Here is a 20,128-nt window from a genome sequence, read left to right on the forward strand (position 1 = left end):
AAGGGTCGGTCGACGACGCCGGACTCGTGAGCCGGATAACGGAAATAATCCTGAATTCAGTGAGACATGGGCGCCACTTTCCCTCTCCGGCGCCGACGAAGCTGGGTATAAGTCCGGTTTTCTGTTGATATCACCGCCTACTGTGTTCTTCGCACCTTCAACATTGTCATTGAAATCAAACAGCTGGGAGACAGAGTGAACGCCAAGTCAGGGCCGGGGTATTTGGCAGAGTAAGGGTGGACGTCATGGCGCTCGTCTTGCGCTCCTTGAGTGATTTCAAGCGGTTTCTGGCGAAGCCGGGCGCGACGATTCAGATCGTGCGGAACACCTTCATCGAGCGCCAGCCGGCCTCGTTTCAGGAAGCCTATCGCCAGAAGGGCATGTACGAGCCGCGCACCGTCCAGGCGATCTCGAAGAAGGCGGCGGTCTTCGCCATCAAGGGCCATCCGACGACGGTCTGGCTCTATTGGGACAAGGGCACGCGGAACTGGCGCTATTCCGGCGACACCCTGGCCGTCCCGCTCAATACCGGCGTGGGGCCGCCCGACGAGATCATCTACCGCTGCAGCTTCGCGCCGGGATCGGAGCCGAAGGCCCGTGCGCCCGCCCGTACCAAGACCGTCGATCCCGCGCCCGCATCGCCGGGGGACAAACCGACCCCCACCATGCCCGAACGCGGCCAGGGCCGCCTGTTCTAACTTCTTCCGCTCATCGTGATCCGTCTCGATCCGTGATCGGTCGGTCAGCACCGTCCGGCCAAATCTATGTTTTCAAGATCATCGCGGCTTCATGCCGGCGTCTTGAGACGATCGACACCCCGAAATTATACCGCGCTCCGGTACTCGCAATAGCATTCGTTGGTCGATGTGCCTGAATTCAGGCTCTCTCCCGAGTTATCCACTTCCCCGACATTGTTGCTGCGCCGCTCTGTCCGGAATAAGACACAACGCCGGATCGATCAGGCGCTCTTCGCGGGCTGCTCGTCTTTGGCAGGTGTCTCCCGAGCTTCCGTCGCCTTGCCCGCGTCGACATTCTTGCCCACGGTGCGGCGTGCACGGAAGGCCGGCCTCACCTCGGTTTCCTTGCGCTTGAGCATGGCGCGGTACTCGTCGCGCCGCTCGTGGATCGAGGCGATGACGAGGCCCATGGGGACGCCCACATCGACCAGCACGGCTTCCGAGAGCTGCAGGGACGCTTCGATGGTCTCGGGTACGGCGTCGTCGACGCCCATCTCGTAGAGCGCCGTGGCGTGGCGGGCGTCGCGGGCGCGGGCGACGATGGTGATGTCGCGGCGCTCCGCGCGCGCCGCCTCCACGACGGCCTCAACGGCCCGGGGATTGTCCAGGGTAACGACGAGGGCGCGGGCATTGGCGATGTCGCAGCGGCGCAGCAGTTCCGGGTTGGAGGAATCGCCGAAATAGACCGGGTTGCCGAGGCGGCGGTGCTCGGAGACGCGGGCCGCGTCCGCATCGAGGGCGAGATACGGGATCTTGTGGCGGGCCAGCATCTCCCCGACCTGACGTCCGACCCGGCCGTAGCCGGCGATGATGACGCGGTTCTGCTGCTTGTCCGGCACCGGCTCGGCGCGGGCGCGGCCGAGATTGGAGCGGGACATCCGCTTGCCGAGGCGCCGGGCCAGGCTCGCCAGCCCCGGAATCGCGATCATCGTCACCGTGGTGACGATCAGCGCCGCCTGGCCGAGGCCATCCGGCACGAGCCCGCCCGCGATGGCGCCGCCGATGAGGACGAAGGCGAATTCGCCGCCGGGGCCGAGGAGGAGTGCGGCTTCGAGCGCGACGCCGCGCGGGATGCGCAGGAACCGGGCCGCCACGAGGATCACCGCGCCCTTGATCAGGATCAGCCCGATGGACAGGCCGAGGATGGTCTTCGGCGCCGCCATCAGCTGGGCCGGGTCGAGGTTCATGCCTACCGACACGAAGAAGACCCCGAGCAGCAGGCCCTTGAACGGATCGATCGTCGCCTCGATCGCCCGGCGATACTCCGTCTCCGCCAGGAGCAGGCCCGCGACGAAGGCGCCGAGTGTCATCGAGAGGCCGCTCGCCGCCGCCGTCAGGGCGGTCGCCACGATGACGAGGAGGCAGGCGGCCATGAACAGTTCCGGCGAACGCGTCCGGGCCACGAGCTGGAACAGGGGCCGCAAGGCGAGGCGGCCCGCCACCACGATGAGCACGAGGGCGATGGCCGCCTGTCCGAGCGCCAGGGCGAGTGCGCCGCCGACATCCGCCCCGTCGCTGCGGCCGAGCACCGCGATGGCGAACAGCATCGGCGCCACGGCGAGATCCTGGAACAGCAGCACGGCGAAGCTGGCGCGGCCCGCGGGCGTGTTCAGGCGCTTCTGTTCGGCCAGGACCGGCAGGACCACGGCGGTGGAGGACAGGGCGAGCGCCAGGCCGACGATGACGGAGGCGGCCAACGGCACTTCGAGGGCGAAGAGGATGATGCCGATGACGAGGGAGGAGGCGAGCACCTGCGCCGAACCGAGCCCGAAGACGAGGCGGCGCAGGGTGCGGAGACGCTCCCATGACAGCTCGACGCCGATCATGAACATCAGGAAGATCACGCCGAATTCGGCCAGATGCGCGATCTCGGACCGGTTGCCGATGGTGAAGATCGAGACCCATGGCACCGTGTCGGCCAACCGCCCCAGGCCGAACGGCCCAAGGATCGCGCCCGCTCCGATGAAGCCCAGAACCGGACTGATGCGCAGCCGGTGGAACAGCGGCACCACCACGCCTGCGGTGACGAGAAAGATGATCGCTTCCTTGTAGGATCCGGCGTGAACGTCCGTCATCGAGCTGGGCAAACTCCCGAGGGTGGTGCGCGACGCTGGCCGAGACGGGGCAGCCGAAGTTCTGCACAGGGAACTCCGGCCGCGGGAATCCATCGGGTCGCCGGCAGCGATGAGAGCATGCAAGCCCATGTGCCGCCTGGGCAACCGGCTTTTTGCCGGCCCATGCGGATTTGATCCTTCGCCGTACTCAGCCATGCATGCGGGACGCGCTGGCGCGGACGGGGTTTTGCGCTGCGATACGGAATGGCGCAAAAACGGCACAATGGCCGCATAGGGCGGAACTTAACGATCGGTTAAGTCCCAGCCTACCTCACGGTTTGTTGCGTCGTTCGTCGCGTTTTTTGAAGACACGAGTGCCTCATGCGAAAGTCGCCGCCCAACCGGGATGTTCAGCGCGAACGACGTGACTGGATCCGTGAGTCCGAGCGCTGGACGCACGAGCGCCATCTCGAGAAGGGGTACCGGATCAAGTGGGGCTATGTCGGGATCGCGTATCTCGTCGAGTTCATGGTCATCGGCGCGTCCCTTTGGGGCGCCTGGCTGTTCGCCGGGGTCTACAGCGACGGGGACGACAAGGCCTTCTACTTCATGCTCCTCGCGCCGCTGGTCTACGCGGCGGTGGAACTCTGCCGCGTGCCGCTGGGCATTCTGGCCCGCACGCAGCGCTCCTACTTCATCCGGGCGCTGGCCATCGTCGGCATCATCTTCGCCGCAGGCGTCACCACAAAATCGGTGTCGCAGCTCGGCGAGATGATGTTCCACCCCCGCCTGATGGATGCGGCCAAGGCCAAGACCGCCCTCAAGGACGCGCAGGCCGACCGCTCGACCATCGACAACCGCATCGCCGCCGCCGATGCCCGCGTCGCCCAGTACACCACGGAACTCGACCAGATCGAGAAGCGCGCCGCCGAGAACGCGAGCCAGCTTTCGGCCTTGCCCGCCCAGCGATGTGAGCGCGTCTCGGGCACCAACAGCAAGGGCCAGCGCTATTCCAACCTGAAATGCGTCACCGATCCGCGCACCGCCACCCTGAATGCCAGTGTCGGCAAGGCCGGCGCCGACCGGGCGGTGGTGACGAAATCCCTCGAGGAAGCGCGCAAGGCGCGCGCCGAACTCGACCGCGGCATGGCCGAGCGCAAGGTCGCCGATGCCGAGCAGGCCTACCGCAATTCGGTGAACCGCTCGCAGCTCCACTCCTTCACCGCCATGGTCTACGGCGTCGACCCGATCGATGTGACCGACGCGCAGGTCCACGCCTTCCTGCGCATCTTCGTGTTCGTTCCGGCCCTCTGCGCCGCCTTCGCCTCGACGATCCTGGCGCTCTGCGCGGTCTCGGTGCGCAAGACCTTCATGGACGAAGACGATCTCGGCGCCGCCGTAAATCTCGAGGCGACGCCCTACATGCTCGACTCGATCACCGATTCCATTCGCCAGGAGATGGGCCTTACGCCGCCCAAGCCCGTGCGTGACGTGACGCCGACGGGTGAGGTGATCCCGCTGGATCGCCGGACCGCGCCCAGTGCCAACTTACCGCCCGTGGCCAGCGCGGGAGCCGGCGCATGAGCATCCACGCATCGGGGACGCCGGAGAACGTGGTTCTCGCCCAGAGCGTCAATGGCCGCCTCCGGGCCGAGACGCGGATCACCGCCGCCCGGGCCTTCCTGTTCCGGGCCATCGGGGCGGGAGCCTTCGCGGCGCTCGCCGGCATCGGCATCGGCGCGGCGTCCTACGGCTACGCCTACATGAACCAGTTCGACTCGGCCGCCGAGAAGATCGCCGCCGCCATGCAGGCCGCGCTGTCCGACGTGACCTTGAAGACCAAGGGTGAGGTGACGCTCACCGACAACGTCCTGAAGCTCGAAGGCGGACCCGTCCGCTCCTCCCCGTCGCCGACCCAGGCCCAGCTCGGCAAGGACGCCGCCCCCGCCTCCAAGGCCACGGTGAACACCACCTTCACGGTGTTCAAACAGGTCCCCTACATGGACGGCCAGATCGTCACCGGCTGGAACTTCCGCGCCAACGAGGAAGTGCCCTTCCAGCAATATTGCTACTTCTCCCGCCGGACCAACGAGGCCAAGGGCCAGGTCGAGATGAAGATCGATCTCGCCATGGACGGCAAGGTTCTGCCGCAACCGCAGAAATCCGACGTGAACCTCGCGATCCTGGCCTCGAACTGCGTGTGGAGCGACGGGAAGTCGCTCTGAGGGCTCTACGCTTCAGCCGAATTTCGGTAGTGGGAGGGCACCAGTCGCCATCCCGCTTCGGGGAAGCGCGCATCGGCTGCTCTGCAGAGGCTGAAGCTTCCCAATGGATGAAGCCGCAACAGAAAGCCGACGCCTCATGCGCTTTACCGGTACCGCCGATTACGTCGCCACCTCGGATCTCACCACCGCCGTCAACGCGGCCATCGTGCTGGAACGGCCGCTCCTGGTGAAGGGCGAGCCCGGCACCGGCAAGACCGTGCTGGCGGAAGAGATCGCCAAGGGGCTCGGCGCGCCGCTCCTCACCTGGAACGTCAAATCCACCACCAAGGCGCAGCAGGGCCTCTACGAATACGATGCGGTCTCGCGCCTGCGCGACAGCCAGCTCGGCGATCCGCGCGTGTCGGAGATCGGCAACTACATCCGGCGTGGCAAGCTGTGGGAGGCGTTCACGCATCCCGAGCGGCCGGTTCTCCTCATCGACGAGATCGACAAGGCCGATATCGAGTTCCCCAACGACCTGTTGACCGAACTCGACCGGATGGAGTTCCACGTCTACGAGACCGGCGAGACGATCCGCGCCGAGCGCCGCCCCATCGTCATCATCACCTCGAACAACGAGAAGGAACTGCCGGACGCGTTCCTGCGCCGCTGTTTCTTCCACTACATCAAGTTCCCCGACGCCGAGACGCTGAAGGCCATCGTCGAGGTGCATTACCCCGGCATCAAGCACCGCCTCGTGGAGGAGGCCCTACGGGTCTTCCTCGAGACGCGGGAGGTGCCGGGTCTGAAGAAGAAGCCCTCCACCTCGGAATTGCTGGATTGGCTCAAGCTCCTCGTCTCGGAGGATGTCTCGCCAGAGACCCTGCGAGAGCGCGATGGCCGCAAGCTGATCCCGCCGCTCCACGGGGCGCTCCTGAAGAACGAGCAGGATGTCGGCCTGTTCGAGAAGCTGGCCTTCATGATGCGGCGGGAGGGGCGGGGCGGCTAAGCAAGCTTAGCAAAGGTGGTCACCGGTTTTGCGTTTTAAAACCTGCTGAGGACCACCTTCGGCCGAGCTGCGCTCGCCGGCGCCATTCAAACCCGACCTCGTGTCCCCATCCTGCAAGCGGACCGCTCCCATGAAGATGAAGAAGCTCGGCCGCACCGGCCTCGACGTGTCGCCGCTCTGCCTCGGCTGCATGACCTATGGCATTCCCGAGCGCGGCCCCCATCCCTGGACCATGCGGGAGGACGAGAGCCGCCCGCTCATCCGGCAGGCGATCGAGCTCGGCATCAACTTCTTCGACACGGCGAACTACTATTCCGACGGGACCAGCGAGGAGATCGTCGGGCGCGCCCTCAAGGACTTCGCCGACCGCGACAGCGTCGTGCTCGCGACGAAGTGCTATTATCCGCTCAAGGACCAGCCCAATGCCGGCGGCCTCTCCCGCAAGGCGATCTTCGCCTCCATCGATGCCAGCCTGAAGCGCCTCGGCACCGACCATGTCGATCTCTTCCAGATCCATCGCTGGGATTACGGCACCCCCATCGAGGTGACGATGGAGGCCCTCCACGACGTGGTGAAGGCCGGCAAGGCCCGCTATATCGGCGCGTCCTCCATGTACGCCTGGCAATTCGCCAAGGCCCTGTTCACCGCCGATCTCCATGGCTGGACCCGGTTTGCGACGATGCAGGACCATTACAACCTCCTCCACCGCGAGGAGGAGCGCGAGATGCTGCCGCTCTGCGCCGACCAGGGAATCGGTGTGTTGCCCTGGAGCCCGCTGGCGCGCGGGCGCCTGACCCGCGACTGGGACGAGCGCAGCGCCCGCCAGGATTCCGACGAGGTCGGCAAGCGGCTCTATGCCTCCGCGGAGGAGGCGGACCGGGCCATCGTCGGCAAGGTGGCGGAGATCGCGCGAGCGCGCGGCGTGTCGCGGGCGCAGGTGGCTTTGGCCTGGGTGATCCAGAAGCCGATCGTCACCGCGCCGATCATCGGGGCGTCGAAACCCACACACCTGACCGATGCCGTGGCGGCCCTCGACCTCGCGCTCGATGCCGACGAGATGTCCGCCCTCGAAGCGCTCTACACGCCGCACCCCGTCGTCGGCTTCCAGTAAGGGTCATCGTCCATGCGCCGCCTGATGCTCCTGCGCCACGCCAAGTCCGACCGTTCTCCGGGCGTGCGCGATATCGACCGTCCGCTGAACCCGCGCGGCTTCAAGGCCGCACCGCAGATGGGGGCCTATCTCGCGGCGCGGGATCTGATCCCCCAGAAGGTCGTCGTCTCTCCGTCCTTGAGGACGCGACAGACCTGGGAGGGCATGGCCGCCGCCCTCGGCAATCCCGAAACCGAGATCGTCGACGCGATCTACGAAGCACCGGACAGCGCGCTGCTCGAGGTCATCCGGGCGACGCCCGCCGACATCCGGACCCTGCTCATGATCGGGCACAATCCCGGCCTGCAGGATCTCTCCCTCGATCTCGTGGGCGACGGTCCCCGCGAGGCGAGGGCGCGGCTCTCGGTGGAATTCCCGACCGCGGCGCTCGCCATCATCGATATCGAGGGCGAGGCCTGGACCGGGTTCCGTCCCGGCGCGGGCCGGCTCGAACGGTTCGTCACGCCCAAGGGCCTCGACCGCGACGACGCCGCCTGAGGCCATGTGGATCGATTGAACGGATCACCGGCTGGGCCGTTGGTCAGTGCCATGGCCCGCCACCGCTGATCCCGTGTTCGTCACCACGCTTCTCGTCCTGACATCCCTGATACCGCGCATGGGTATCGGCCTCGACGCCGTGACGTCCGGCCTCGCTCGCGCGGAATCGGCCGTGGCGATGGTAGTCCCTCCCTCCGAGACCCCGAGTTTTCTCGCCAGCGAGAGGGCGGTGTCGAACTGGCGCGCGGAGGCGGGGACGACCTTGCGTCCCGCTTCGCTCGCCCTGGTGGCCCGCTATGCGCCGGTCCCGCCCGCTTTCGTCGCGCGCTGCGTCAAGCTTAACAATTACTGGTGCATCAAGAGCGCCCGCTGGCGGGGCGAGATCGGCAGCGATGCCGAGGGGCATACCGGGTTCGCCACCGCCGGCGACGGCGCCGATGCGGCGGCCTCCCTGCTCCGGCGCTATTACCGCGAATTCGGCCGCCGCAACGCCCTGTCCATCGTCCGGCGATGGGCGCCGGCGGAATGCGCTGTTTCCAGCGGCGGGGGATCGGGCGGAAAGGTCTCCACCGGCCTCGCGCCGCTCGGTCTCGGCAAGACGGTTCGCGCCCGCTACCTCGCCCGCCATGCGCGGGGAGGCGGGCGCAAGCCCCGCACGGTCGCGCGGGGCGGTCCGCTGCGGGTCCAGCCCTGGTCGCCGCTGGCGAGGATGGCGGGTGGGCCGAAGCCCCGGCCCATCCGTGTCGCGGGGGCGGCCGAGACGATCGGCAGGCCGGCGATCACGCCGATCATCGCGAGTCCGTCCGAGACCGGGGCGACATCGCCGTCCTCCCGGCTGGCGGACCGGTTCGCAGCAGAATCCGCGGCTTTGCCCGCCCTCGCGGCCGGGATGCCGGGCCTTCGGCTGCAGGATTTGGCGGCACCGGCGCCCCTCTGCGGCAATGACGAGGTCCGCATCCGCAATTACGCCGCCCGTATCGCCGCCAGCGTCGGCCTCAAGGTCGAGGACGATCTGGCGTTGTTCGATGCGGATGGCCGGCCCTCGCCCCGTCTCGCCCCGGTGATGCTCGCCATGTCGGCGGTGGAACTCGGCGTGCTGCGGGCAGGACCGGATCTGGTCGAGGCCGCCATCGCACGGCTCGCCGCCGCCCAGGTCGATCCTGGCGAAGTCGATCCCGGCCAAGTCGATCCCGGCGCGGTGGAGCGATGACGCGTCCGGTTCTTGCGTTCGCCTGAGACGCGCGCCACCTCACCCCTGCATTCGCCACCCATCCTCCCCCTCCTGCCAAACGAGACCCTCGCTTCATGATCAGCTTCGCCTCGCGCGCGGGCTCCGCGATCCAGGCCTTCGCCGAGGCATCGAGCGATCTCCTGATCCAGCCGACCCTGAGGCTCGGCGTCACCGGTCTCGCGCGGTCGGGCAAGACGGTGTTCACGACGGCGCTGATCCATCATCTGGTGGAGACCCATGCGCTGCCGGCCTTCGCGCCCGCGCATGAGGGACGGCTGCGCCGGGCCCGCCTCGTGCCGCAACCCGACGACGACGTTCCGCGCTTCCCCTACGAGGATCATTTCGCGGCCCTGACGGAGCAGCGCCTGTGGCCTCGCTCCACCGACCGGATCAGCCAGTTCCGCCTCGCCATCGAGTACGAGCGCAAGGGCGGCTGGCGCTCCGGGCCGGGCACGCTGATGCTCGACGTGGTGGATTATCCCGGCGAATGGCTGCTCGACCTCGCGCTGATCGACCAGAGCTACGCGGAATGGTCCGCCGCCACCATCGCGGGCACCCGCCGCACCGGGCGCGCCGCCATCGCGGCGCCCTGGCTGGCGGTGCTGAAGGACCTCGACCCGTCCGGCCCCCTCGACGAGGTCGTGGCCGAGCGCGCCAGCATCGCCTTCACCGCCTACCTCACCGCGTTGCGCGCCGGGCCGGAATCGGTGGCGACCACGCCCCCGGGCCGTTTCCTCATGCCCGGCGACCTCGCCGGATCGCCGGCTCTCACCTTCGCGCCCCTCGACGCGCTCCCGGAGACGATCGTCCCGAACAGCCTCGCGGGGCTGATGGAACGGCGTTTCGAGGCCTACAAGGCCAAGGTCGTGGAGCCGTTCTTCCGCAACCATTTCCAGCGGGTTGACCGGCAGATCGTCCTCGTGGACGTGCTCGCCGCCGTCGATGCCGGGCCGGCCGCCCTCGCCGAGTTGGAAGAGGCGCTCGATACCGTGCTCCTCAGCTTCCGGATCGGCCGCAACACCATCCTGTCGCGTCTCTTCGCGCCGAGAGCGGACCGCATCATGTTCGCCGCCACCAAGGCGGATCACCTGCACCAGACCAGCCACGACCGCCTGGAGGCGTTGCTACGGCTCCTCGTCTCCCGCGCCATGCGCCGGACCGAGGCGGCCGGCGCCCGCGTCGGCACCGTTGCGCTGGCTTCCGTGCGGGCCACGCGGGAGACCACCGTCCACGATGACGGCATGACCCTGCGCGCTGTGTCGGGAACGCCCGAGGCGGGCGAACACGTGGGCGACGAGGTCTTCGACGGTCGGAGCGAGGCGGCGGTGTTCCCCGGTGAGTTGCCGTCCCGGCCCGAATCCGTGCTTGAGGGCGCGGTGCCGCCCGGCTCCCTTCGCTTTCCGCGCTTTCGCCCCCCGCTGGTCCGACCCGACGCCCATGGCCGCCCCGGCCACCTGCCGCAGATCCGCCTCGACCGTGCGATGCAGTTCCTCATCGGCGACAAGCTGACGTGAGCGCCGCCGTCCGTCATCCCATCCCGCCCGCCGACCTCATCCTGAGGTGCCGCGCCAGCGGCCTCGAAGGAGGGTTCCAGGCTCCGCTGCGCGAACTGGAGGGCTCCTTCGAGGCCTCCGCTCCGCTCCGGCACCTCAGGATGAGGTGGGCGGATGGGGGAAGGCCGGTCTCGCAGTTTGCCTATTACGCCTCAGACAGGGTCCACCCATGACCTCTCCGAACCGCCCCCGCGCCTTCCGCATCCCCGCCGCCGAGCCGGCCGAGGGACTGGAGGGCATCGTTCCGCCGCCGGTGCCGCCGAACGCGGTGAGGATCGTCGAAGAGCCGTTCGAGATCGTCGAGGCGGCGGACGGCACCGCCGTGCCGGTGGCTCCGAAATCGCGGGCGCCCTGGCTGTCGGTGCTGATGCTGGCTTTGGGCGGCCTCGTCTCGCTCGGGGTCGGCCTGTCGCTGGAGCGGATGATCGCCGACCTGTTCTCCGCCGCGCCCTGGCTCGGCGGGGTCGCCCTGGCTCTCCTCGTCCTCGCGGCCATCGCCTTCCTCGCCCTGGTGATGCGCGAGCTCGCGGGCATCTGGCGCGAGCGCCGGATCGAGAAGCTCCGGGCGAAGGCCATCGAGGCCATCGCCACGCGGGATCACACCGGCGCGCAGGCCGTGGTGGCCGAACTCTGCACCCTCTACGCCACCCGGACCGGGCTGGCGGCCGGCCGCCAGCGCCTGAAGGCCCTGGGCGATACCATCCTCGACGTGGACGACCGGATCGGGCTCGCCGAGCACGAACTGCTCGAACCCCTCGACCGGCAGGCCCGCAACGCCATCGCCTCGGCCGCCAAGCAGGTCTCGGCGGTGACGGCGCTCAGCCCGCGCGCCATCGTCGACGTGGCCTTCGTGGTCTTCGCCGCCGTGCGCCTCCTGCGCCAGATCGCGACGATCTATGGCGGGCGGCCGGGTTTCCTCGGCTTCCTGCGTCTTGCCCGCGCCGCCTTCGCGCATCTCACCGTCACGGGCGGGATGGCGGTGGGAGAGAGCATGATCCAGCAGGTCCTCGGCCTCGGCATCGCCGCGCGGGTCTCGGCGAAGCTCGGCGAGGGCGTGCTCAACGGCCTGATGACCGCCCGGTTCGGCCTCGCCGCCCTGGCGGTCTGCCGCCCGCTCCCCTTCGTCAGGGAGGAACCTCCGCGCCTGGCGGACGTGGCCGGGGAGTTGCTGAAGCCGATGGGCGGTGCCGAGAAGGCGTGACTCAGAGCCCCTTGAGGAACCCCGCCAGGCGCATCAGACCTTCCGGCCACGGACCGTGCCCGCTCGCCACGTTGATGTGGCCGGATTCGCCAGCGTCCACCAGGGCGGAGCCCCAGGCATAGGCGAAGTCCTCGGCCCGGTCATAGGCGCAATAGGGGTCGTTGCGGCTCGCCACCAGCAGTGACGGGAAGGGCAGGGGATCGCGCGGCACCGGCGCGAAATCCGTGACGCTGGAGGGCAGGTCCGGCGTCCGCTCCACGTCCGGGAACGCCACCAACAGGGCGCCCCGCACCTTGCCCTCGGGAAAGGCAGGCGCGGCCTGGATGGAGGCGACTACGCCGAGGCTGTGGGCGATGAGCATCACCGGCCGCGTCGCCGCCTCCACCGCCTCGACGATGCGTGCGCGCCACGATGCCGCTTCGGGATGGTGCCAGTCGTCCTGCTCGACGATGCGGGCATTGGCCATGCGGGCGGCCCAGCCGGCCTGCCAATGGCCGTCTTCCGAGCCTGCATAGCCGGGGAGGATGAGGATGTCGCAATCGGCGAGCTTCATTCTGCCCCGATAGCGGCTCGCTCGCGCGGCGTCGAGACGGGTGAGGGGAATTCGGCAGGCATCGCAGCGTTGGGTGAAGGGCCTCCGGGCTGCGAGAGGCGGCGGCCCATCATTTTCACCGAGCGCCCGCGCGGATCACGGTTTCCCGCGTTAGCCGAGTGTCGCGCGCTCAGGCGTGCCCAGGAGGATGGACATGACGAAGCTCTTCATCGCCAATATCCGCACAGCCAAGGGCTTTCGCCCGCTGGTCACGGTCCGGGCTGCCGCCGAAGGTGAGGCCAAGGTCTTTCTCGCCGCGGCCTATCCCGACGATGAGATCGTCGATGTGGTCGAGCCGAGCGACTGGGTCAGCGATGCCGATACCGGGTCCGCGCCGGGTGATATCCGCGAGCATGCCGGCGTCGAATGGCAGTCCCCGTGAAGCGTGAACGAGACGAGGGGGCGACGGCTCCCTTCGATTCCGGCGCGGCTTTCATTGGCTAGAGCTGCGCCCGACCACGGCCGTCCCAGACCATCGGCCAGCCCCGACACGGCCATGAGGAAGGGCCTCCGGAAATGGACCAGGCCCGGGCCGCTCCACACCGTGAACCGCTCGGTGCAGCCGGTGGTATTCATCTCGCATCGCAGAGGGACGAGACAGAAGGGATCGCGCCCTATGGACCTTCCCGCAGGGCATCGACGGCGTGACCGGCGAGGTTGGCTCCCAGCAGACGTTCGGCGTCGAAGCCCCCCAGCGGCCGAATGCGGCCCGGCAGGTCGGCGATGTCGCGCTGCCGCCGGAGCGCGGCTTCCCGCGCCGTTGCCAGGGTGACGGCCTCGAACCGGATCGGATCGCCCGGCCGGCTTTGGGCGAGGCGGCGCAGATCGGCCGAGATCACCGTGGCGATCTTCGGATAGCCGCCCGTGGTCTGCCGATCCGCCATCAGCACGATGGGCAGGCCGTTGCCCGGCACCTGGATCGAACCCATGACGGTGGCGTCCGAGACGATGTTGTAGCCCCCCTCGCCATGGGCGATGGCGGGGCCGTCGAGTTGGTACCCCATCCGGTCGGCGCGGTGCGACACGGTGAAGGTCGAGCCCAGCAGGGTGTCGATCCCGCCTTGCGGGAAGCGGTCGGCCTGGGGGCCGAGCATGACGCGGATCGGCGCGTCGCGGTCGAGGGGAACGGCATCGGTGGTCCGGTCGCCCGGTGTGTTGCCCTCCGCAGTGGCGAAGGTCAGATGGTCGCCCGCTTGGAAGAGCCGGCCGTCGGCACCCCCGATCCCGGCGCGGAGATGGAGCGAAACGCTGCCGAGCACGGCGCCCGCCTCGAACCCGCCGGCCACGGCGAGGTAGGCGAACGCTCCCTCACGGGGCGGGTCCACGATGAGTTCGGCGCCTTCCGCCAGAGTCGCGGTGCGGTGGCCGGTGAGGGGGGCTCCGTCGATACGCAGGGTGCAGGGCGCGCCGGCACAGGCGAACCAACCCCGTCCCGCCTCCACGACGAAGCGACCGCCGCCGAAGCCGAGTTCGAGGACCGGCGCGTCGGGGGCATTGCCGACGAGGACATTCGCGGTCGCCATGGCGAGGCGATCCATGGCGCCGGAGCCGGAGAGGCCGTAGCGCTGGTAGCCCCGTCGTCCGCCATCCTGAAGGCTGAGCGCGCCGTGGCATCGCGCGATGACGAGACGCCCGCTCACGGCGTTGTCTCGCAGTCGACGATGCGCTCCCCGGCCCCCGCGGCCCGGTCGAGTTCGTCCCATTTTTCCGGCTCGATGGGCAGGAAGCGGATCGCGTCGCCGGGCTCGAACAGGAAGACCGGGTCGCGCCCCGGCAGGAACGAGCGGACGGGGGTCCGGCCGAGGAGATGCCATCCGCTGGGGGCGGCGATGCTCGCCACCAGAGCCTGCACGCCGCCGATGGAGATGGTCCCGGCCGGCGTCACCGGCCTTGGGCTCTCCCGGCGCGAGAGAGCGAGGCTCGGGTCGAGGCCGGAGAGATAGGCATAGCCCGGCAGAAAGCCGTTCATGGCCACACGGTAATCGGCGGCCGCATGCCGGGATACGACCTCGTCGGCGCTCAACCCGTGATGGGCGGCGACATCGGCGAGGTCGATGCCGAACGCACCGCCATAGACCACGGGAAGGCGCCAGAGTCGGCGCGGCGTCGTCCCGGCGGGGACCGTACCGACCAGGGCGAGGAGCGCGGATTCAAGCGCGCCGGGCTCGACCGCGCAGGGATCGAGGTGGACGGTGAGCGACCTGTAGGTGGGAACGGCCTCTATGAGCCCCGGTATGCCGGCATCCCGCACGGCGCGGTCGAGGGCCAGGACCAGCGCGTTGGCCTCGGGGTCGATGGTCTCACCGAACTCGACGGTGATCGCGGTATCGCCGCACCAGAGCAGGCGGGGCTGAGGGGCTGCCACGGGTCGCAAGGCCTCGCTCGTCGGATCGTCTCCCCAGTCCCAACACGAAGGGGCGGCGCTGTCGAGCGCCGCCCCCTCTTTCATCCTGTAACCCCTTGGGGAAACCAGGTCTCAGTGCGACCGCCCCGGCGATACGTCGGGCTTGCGGAACGGCTCGGAACCGCCCTGGGTCGCCGCGTTCAGGTTCTCGGGGTCGAGGGCGCTTTCCACGAACTCGCGGCCACGGTCGGCGAAGTCGCGGGCGTAGCGGATGCCCTGGTCCTTCACCTCGTCGGCCCACGGACCCACCGTTTCGTCCTCGCGGCGCGTCCGGGGAAGGAGGGCGCCGAGGAGCAGACCCGCCGCGAGGCCGACGACGCCCACGAGAAGCGGGTTCTCGGTGACGAACTGCTCCACATTGGTCTTGCCCCGGTCGAGGCGCTGGCTGCCGCGCTCGGCGAACTCGCCGATGCTGCGGCGGGTGGACCGGTGAGTGTCCGCCGCCCAGTCGCGTGCGTCGTCATAGGTCTCCGACGCACGGTCGATCAGCGACTCCGCCTTGTCCTTCACGGTGTCGCGCGCATCGAGTGCGGCCGCCTTGGCTCGGTCGGCATAGCCCTCGGCCTTGGCCTGGGCATCGTCGGCGAGGTCGCCGGCCTGGTGGCGAAGGTCGCCGGCCGTCGTCCGTGTTTCGCTGCGGGCACGGTCGGAGATGTCATGGAGCGAACGAGCGGTCTCATCGCCGTGCGGAAGGCTGGCGGCGCCATGGGGAAGGCCGGCCGCGAGGGCGATGTCGTCGGGAAGCGAGCTCTTGGGCTCGCCTGGGATGCTGCTGTGGCTCATGGAGGCGACTCCTGTCGGATGGGAGATGGAGCGGCGATGCCGCTGCCGGGTCGGTCAGGTTTCGATCGGCCTTCGCAGGCCTAAATCTGTGTTTCCTCCGCCAGTTCCTTCACGGGCTGGCGTGTCGGCTGGTCGGGGTCGTAGGCCTTGGCGGCGGCGCCCGGCGTCACCGGCAGCGCACCGTCGGGATCGATGAGGGAACGCTTGGTCAGCGTCTGCCGATCCTTTCCGGTGCGATGCAGCAGCCAGCCGATGCCGGCCGCGATGAGCAGGACGGGAACGGGGTTGCGGCGGATCGCATCGAGGGCGCCGTCATAGGCTCCGCTCAACGGTGTCCGGCGGACATTGCCCAGCATGTCGTCAACGATGCTGGGGACGGAGAGCCTGTCCTGGATGCGGTCGATGGTCTGGTCGAGGCGGGCACGGCTCGCCTCGATGTCCTTTTCGAGGTCGTTCAACGATTCACTCATCCCGATACCCTTTCCGACAATGCGCGCGCGTCCTGGCGCATCTGCCGTGTCGTGCGGGTCGGCGCCAGGGTGGAGAGGGACATGGCGTTCCGTCCGATCAGGGCGAAGACGATGGCGACCACCAGAAGCACGCCGCCGACGATGAGGGCGGACAGCGCTTCCGAATGCACTACCGTGGCGAGCCACTTCACCAGGGCGTCCACGAGGACGAACAGGGCGACGACTCCGAACACGCCGGCGCCGACCATCAGCGCGAGGCCGATGAACAGCGTCCGGACGTTGCTCGTCATCTCGGTGCGAAAGAGCGCCATTTCCTTGCGCGCGAGTTCGCTGGTCTCGCGCAGGGCATCGCCGACGAGGCTTTGAATGCTGGATTGCGGGCCGTTCGACATGACGTCCGGCCTAGCTGCGGAACGCGTCGCGGGCATCGCGGTGGGGCGCGATGCTCGACGACTTGATGAAGCGCGAGACGACGAAGCCGGTCACGAAGGTCGCGACGGCAACGGCGACGGGAGCGCGGCGGGCGAAGGCTTCCGCCTCGTCGTAGAACTCGGCGAAGCTGCGGTTCTCGATGGAGGTGCCGAGCTGCTCGAGCCCCTCGGCGGCGCTGTCGAAGAACGCCTTGATGTTCGGCTGCTCCTCGAAGGACTTGCTCGAATCCCGCAAGCCCTGGGCGATATCGTTCACCGACTGGGCGGCGTCGCCCTTGCGGCGATCGGCATAGTCGGTGGCCTGGGCTCGCGCGGCGGCGACGAAGCCCCGGCCGCGCTCGACGGCCACGTCGGCGATGCCCTCGACATCGCCCTTCAGCGCACGCCAATCACCGGTCGGAGCAGCAGCCTCGCCGGAGCCGATCCCGGGGGCGTTCGCCGCGGATGCCGGGCCAGTGGGTTGATTTGCGTTCACGCGCATACTCCTCGATCACTTGTGGGCTGTGTCACTTGTGGCTCTTCAACAACATGGAAACAGACGCGGTTCCGCAAGGAATGCTCATCGTCGAACGGTGGGCGAGGGACCGGCCGCGACATCCCCGCCGATGCGCGCCGGGCCGCCTTCCCATAAGACCGTTCGGCGTCGCAAAACCGACGACGGACCGGCATCGTCGGGCGGGGGACGGGTCGGGTGATCCACTGCGGAACCGACATTCGTCCTTGCCTGCCCTGGCCGTGGGCGATGCGGTCGGTTAGGTTGACTGACGGAATATGAACAGACGTGGCTGTATCGGACGGATCACGGTCGCGTTACGCGCGTTGAACATCGGAATGTCTTGTCCGGCGCGCCCCTGGTGCGCTGCACGCTGAGGACCGGAGCCCGCTGAGTGGCACGCCTTGTCATCGTATCGAACCGTGTGGCCATCCCCGAGGACAGCGGGAAATCCGTTGCCGCCGGAGGCCTGGCGGTCGCCGTCAAGGAGGCCTTCACCTCCTATGAGGGTCTGTGGTTCGGGTGGAGCGGCAAAGTCGTCGAGGACCCGTCCGAGGAGCCCGAGCTCATCGATCGTGGGCGTGTCCAGTACGCCGTCGTCGATCTCTCGCCCCAGGACCACCGGGAATATTACAGCGGGTTCGCCAACCGCGCCCTCTGGCCGATCATGCATTATCGGCTCGGCCTCGGTGCGTTCTCCCGCTCGGATTATGCCGGCTACCAGCGCGTTAACCGCATCTTCGCGCGGGCGCTCGCCAAGCTGATCGAGCCCGACGACATCATCTGGGTCCACGACTATCATTTGCTGCCGCTCGCCTCGGAGCTGCGCGGCCTCGGCATCGCCAACCCCATTGGCTATTTCCACCACATCCCCTGGCCGGCCGCGGACGTGTTCAACACGCTTCCCGCCAGCAACGATCTTCTGCGCGGCATCGCCGATTACGACCTGATCGGCCTGCAGACCGACCCGGACGTGCACAACCTCTCGCGCAACCTCATCGACGAGCTGCGGGCGATCCCCCTCGGCGGCGGCTCGCTGATGGTCGACGGGCGCCGCACCCGCATCCGCAGCTTCCCCATCGGCATCGATGTCGCCGGGTTCAAGGAGGCGGCGGAGAATGCCGGCGCCAACAAGACTGTGCGCGAGACCATGGCGGGCCTGCGCACCCGCAAGCTCCTCATCGGCGTCGACCGGCTCGATTATTCCAAGGGCGTGCCCGAGCGGATGGAGGCGGTGGACCGCTTCTTCGCCTCGAATCCCGACCAGCGCGGCAACGTCGTCTATCTGCAGATCACGCCGAAATCCCGCACCGAGGTGCCGGAATACGAAGAGCTCAGCCGCGAGGTGAACGAGACCGTCGGCGAGATCAACGGCGCCCTCGGTGAGCCCAACTGGACGCCGATCCAGTACGTGACGAAGGCCTATCCGCGCCCCGTCCTGGCGGGTCTCTATCGCGCCGCCCGCGTCGGCCTCGTGACGCCCATGCGCGACGGCATGAACCTGGTCGCCAAGGAATACATCGTCGCCCAGACGGCGGACGATCCGGGCGTCCTCGTCCTGTCGAAATTCGCCGGCGCGTCCCGGCAATTGCCCGAGGCCCTGCTGGTCAATCCCTACGACCGGTTCGAGGTGGCGGAAGCGATCCGCACGGCGCTCTACATGCCGCGCGGCGAGCGGATCGAGCGCTGGAAGCCCATGGTCGACCGCATGACCCGCGAAGACGTGGATTGGTGGGCGCGCAATTTCCTCACCGACCTCGAGAATTTCCGGACCATCGAACGCGAGCCACCCCGCGCGGCCGCTGCCGCCGAGTAGCGGTTTCCTCCCCGTCGGTACGACAGGGAGGGCCTGATTGTCTCTATCGGCAGCGTGACGGGATAGGCAGCGGGCGGGAGACCGGGGTATCGTTCTTGCCTAACCCCGTTCCGATTTCCGGCTCGCGTTCGGCGAGCCGATGTACCTGCGAAAGACATCTATGATCGGCATCGACGATGGCGTGCCCGGGCCTCTCGGGGCGCATTTCGACGGCCGGGGTGTCAATTTCGCGCTGTTCTCGGAGAACGCCACCGGCGTCGATCTGTGCCTGTTCGAGCCGGGCGAGCGCCATGAGAGCCGTGTCGTCCCGCTGCCCTGCCGCACCGACGATGTCTGGCACGGCTACCTGCGCGGCGTGTTCCCCGGCCAACTCTACGGCTACCGGGTCCATGGGCCGTGGGAGCCCGCCAACGGCCATCGCTTCAATCCGGCCAAGCTCGTCCTCGACCCCTATGCGCGCGAGATCCAGGGTCGCATACGCTGGCACGATTCCCTCTACGGGCACCGTCGCGGCCTCCAGCGGGAGGACCAGATCGACCGGCGCGACAGCGCGACCTTCATGCCGCGCGGGGTGGTGACGGCGCCCGACCTGCCGGATCTCGCGCTCAATCCCATCCGCCGGCCCATGGGCCAGACGGTGATCTACGAGGCCCACGTGAAGGCGCTGACGCAGCGTCATCCGGCGATCCCCGAGGCGGAGCGCGGCACCTACGCCGCCCTGGCCCATCCGGCGATCGTCGAGCACCTGCTGAAGCTGGGCGTGACGGCGATCGAGCTCCTCCCGATCCAGGCTTTCGCCGACGACCGGTTCCTGGTGGAGAAGGGGCTCGTCAATTTCTGGGGCTACTCGCCGCTCGGCTATTTCGCGCCGGAGCCGCGCTATCTCGGGGCGGCCGGGACCGGCGGCCTCAAGGCGGCGATCCGCGAACTCGCCGCCGCCGGGATCGAGGTCATCCTCGACGTCGTCTACAACCATACCTGCGAGGCCGATCATACCGGACCGACCCTGTCGTTCCGGGGCATCGACAACGCCAGCTATTACAAGCTCAACCCGGAGAACCGGCGGCAGGAGATCGATTGCACCGGGTGCGGCAACACCCTCGACCTCGACCACCCGAGGGTGATGCAGCTCGTCCTCGATTCCCTGCGGCACTGGGTGACCGCCTACGGCGTCGCGGGGTTCCGTTTCGATCTCGCCACCAGCCTCGGACGCACGCCGCACGATTTCACCGCCAAAGCCGCCTTCTTCCAGGCCATCGCCCAGGATCCGATCCTCTCCCGCGCCAAGATGATCGCGGAGCCGTGGGATATCGGCATGGGCGGCTACCAGCTCGGCGCCTATCCGCGCGGCTGGGCCGAGTGGAACGACCAGTTCCGGGACAGCGTGCGCGGCTTCTGGCGCGGCGATCACGGTATCCTGCCGAAGCTCACGCAGGTCCTGTCCGGCTCGCGGGAGATCTTCGCCGGCTCCGGCCGCTCGCCGCTCGCCAGCATCAACTACG

At 68.4% G+C, this 20,128-nt stretch carries 20 protein-coding genes; 12 read left to right on the forward strand and 8 right to left on the reverse strand.

Going from position 1 to position 20,128, the window contains the following annotated elements:
- Window positions 1-245: 245 nt before the first annotated feature.
- Window positions 246-698 (forward strand): hypothetical protein, encoded by a 453-nt coding sequence (locus MBTS_RS01805; protein WP_056149959.1) that lies wholly within the window; start codon window positions 246-248, stop codon window positions 696-698.
- Window positions 699-958: 260 nt separating this feature from the next.
- Here MBTS_RS01805 and MBTS_RS01810 read toward each other — a convergent pair whose 3' ends face one another.
- Window positions 959-2,812: a cation:proton antiporter domain-containing protein gene (locus MBTS_RS01810; protein ID WP_147832625.1), complete on the reverse strand. Its 1,854-nt coding sequence runs from the start codon at window positions 2,810-2,812 to the stop codon at window positions 959-961.
- A gap of 360 nt (window positions 2,813-3,172) precedes the next feature.
- Between MBTS_RS01810 and MBTS_RS01815 the strand changes: the two genes are divergently transcribed.
- From MBTS_RS01815 to MBTS_RS01850, 8 genes are all read left to right on the forward strand, one after another.
- The gene (locus MBTS_RS01815; RefSeq protein WP_056149954.1) at window positions 3,173-4,375 is read left to right on the forward strand and encodes a hypothetical protein; all 1,203 of its coding nucleotides are present in this window, start codon (window positions 3,173-3,175) and stop codon (window positions 4,373-4,375) included.
- Window positions 4,372-5,016 (forward strand): hypothetical protein, encoded by a 645-nt coding sequence (locus tag MBTS_RS01820; RefSeq protein ID WP_056149950.1) that lies wholly within the window; start codon window positions 4,372-4,374, stop codon window positions 5,014-5,016. The genes MBTS_RS01815 and MBTS_RS01820 overlap by 4 nt, the downstream gene beginning before the upstream one ends.
- Window positions 5,017-5,152: 136 nt before the next feature.
- The gene (locus MBTS_RS01825) at window positions 5,153-6,004 is read left to right on the forward strand and encodes an AAA family ATPase (RefSeq protein WP_147832624.1); all 852 of its coding nucleotides are present in this window, start codon (window positions 5,153-5,155) and stop codon (window positions 6,002-6,004) included.
- A 130-nt stretch (window positions 6,005-6,134) separates the two neighbouring features.
- The gene (locus MBTS_RS01830) at window positions 6,135-7,115 is read left to right on the forward strand and encodes an aldo/keto reductase (RefSeq protein ID WP_192214964.1); all 981 of its coding nucleotides are present in this window, start codon (window positions 6,135-6,137) and stop codon (window positions 7,113-7,115) included.
- Between the two features lie 12 nt (window positions 7,116-7,127).
- Window positions 7,128-7,652: a SixA phosphatase family protein gene (locus MBTS_RS01835; RefSeq protein WP_192214965.1), complete on the forward strand. Its 525-nt coding sequence runs from the start codon at window positions 7,128-7,130 to the stop codon at window positions 7,650-7,652.
- A 73-nt stretch (window positions 7,653-7,725) separates the two neighbouring features.
- Window positions 7,726-8,862, forward strand: a complete 1,137-nt coding sequence (locus MBTS_RS01840; protein WP_192214966.1) for a hypothetical protein — start codon at window positions 7,726-7,728, stop codon at window positions 8,860-8,862.
- Between the two features lie 95 nt (window positions 8,863-8,957).
- Complete coding sequence (locus MBTS_RS01845) at window positions 8,958-10,397, forward strand: YcjX family GTP-binding protein (RefSeq protein WP_056149938.1); 1,440 nt, start codon at window positions 8,958-8,960, stop codon at window positions 10,395-10,397.
- 208 nt (window positions 10,398-10,605) lie between these two features.
- Window positions 10,606-11,637: a YcjF family protein gene (locus MBTS_RS01850; RefSeq protein WP_192214967.1), complete on the forward strand. Its 1,032-nt coding sequence runs from the start codon at window positions 10,606-10,608 to the stop codon at window positions 11,635-11,637.
- 1 nt (window position 11,638) lies between these two features.
- On the opposite strand, the gene MBTS_RS01855 is transcribed toward MBTS_RS01850, so the two are convergent.
- Window positions 11,639-12,190 (reverse strand): RBBP9/YdeN family alpha/beta hydrolase, encoded by a 552-nt coding sequence (locus MBTS_RS01855; RefSeq protein ID WP_192214968.1) that lies wholly within the window; start codon window positions 12,188-12,190, stop codon window positions 11,639-11,641.
- Window positions 12,191-12,383: 193 nt separating this feature from the next.
- Here MBTS_RS01855 and MBTS_RS01860 point away from each other — a divergent pair, with 193 nt between their 5' ends.
- Window positions 12,384-12,611: a hypothetical protein gene (locus MBTS_RS01860; RefSeq protein WP_026175660.1), complete on the forward strand. Its 228-nt coding sequence runs from the start codon at window positions 12,384-12,386 to the stop codon at window positions 12,609-12,611.
- A gap of 232 nt (window positions 12,612-12,843) precedes the next feature.
- Here MBTS_RS01860 and MBTS_RS01865 read toward each other — a convergent pair whose 3' ends face one another.
- From MBTS_RS01865 to MBTS_RS01890, 6 genes are all read right to left on the reverse strand, one after another.
- On the reverse strand, window positions 12,844-13,869 hold the full coding sequence (locus MBTS_RS01865; RefSeq protein WP_192214969.1) for a 5-oxoprolinase subunit C family protein: 1,026 nt from the start codon (window positions 13,867-13,869) through the stop codon (window positions 12,844-12,846).
- Window positions 13,866-14,594, reverse strand: coding sequence for a 5-oxoprolinase subunit PxpB (gene pxpB / locus MBTS_RS01870; RefSeq protein ID WP_056250034.1), 729 nt, complete (start codon window positions 14,592-14,594; stop codon window positions 13,866-13,868). Before pxpB ends, MBTS_RS01865 begins: the two co-directional genes overlap by 4 nt.
- Before the next feature lie 111 nt (window positions 14,595-14,705).
- Window positions 14,706-15,416 (reverse strand): CsbD family protein, encoded by a 711-nt coding sequence (locus MBTS_RS01875; RefSeq protein WP_056149919.1) that lies wholly within the window; start codon window positions 15,414-15,416, stop codon window positions 14,706-14,708.
- An 80-nt stretch (window positions 15,417-15,496) separates the two neighbouring features.
- Window positions 15,497-15,886 (reverse strand): DUF3618 domain-containing protein, encoded by a 390-nt coding sequence (locus MBTS_RS01880; RefSeq protein WP_056149916.1) that lies wholly within the window; start codon window positions 15,884-15,886, stop codon window positions 15,497-15,499.
- Window positions 15,883-16,278, reverse strand: coding sequence for a phage holin family protein (locus MBTS_RS01885; protein WP_018042238.1), 396 nt, complete (start codon window positions 16,276-16,278; stop codon window positions 15,883-15,885). Before MBTS_RS01885 ends, MBTS_RS01880 begins: the two co-directional genes overlap by 4 nt.
- Before the next feature lie 10 nt (window positions 16,279-16,288).
- A complete protein-coding gene (locus tag MBTS_RS01890) occupies window positions 16,289-16,798 on the reverse strand; it encodes a hypothetical protein (protein WP_018042239.1) in 510 nt (169 codons plus the stop codon).
- A gap of 406 nt (window positions 16,799-17,204) precedes the next feature.
- Here MBTS_RS01890 and MBTS_RS01895 point away from each other — a divergent pair, with 406 nt between their 5' ends.
- Together MBTS_RS01895 and glgX are read left to right on the forward strand one after the other, a co-directional pair.
- On the forward strand, window positions 17,205-18,626 hold the full coding sequence (locus MBTS_RS01895; protein WP_026175661.1) for an alpha,alpha-trehalose-phosphate synthase (UDP-forming): 1,422 nt from the start codon (window positions 17,205-17,207) through the stop codon (window positions 18,624-18,626).
- Between the two features lie 160 nt (window positions 18,627-18,786).
- The coding region (gene glgX / locus MBTS_RS01900) for a glycogen debranching protein GlgX (protein ID WP_192214970.1) at window positions 18,787-20,128 on the forward strand (1,342 nt) is incomplete at its 3' end.

The organism is Methylobacterium bullatum, assembly GCF_014845095.1.
GTDB classification, from domain to species: domain Bacteria; phylum Pseudomonadota; class Alphaproteobacteria; order Rhizobiales; family Beijerinckiaceae; genus Methylobacterium; species Methylobacterium bullatum.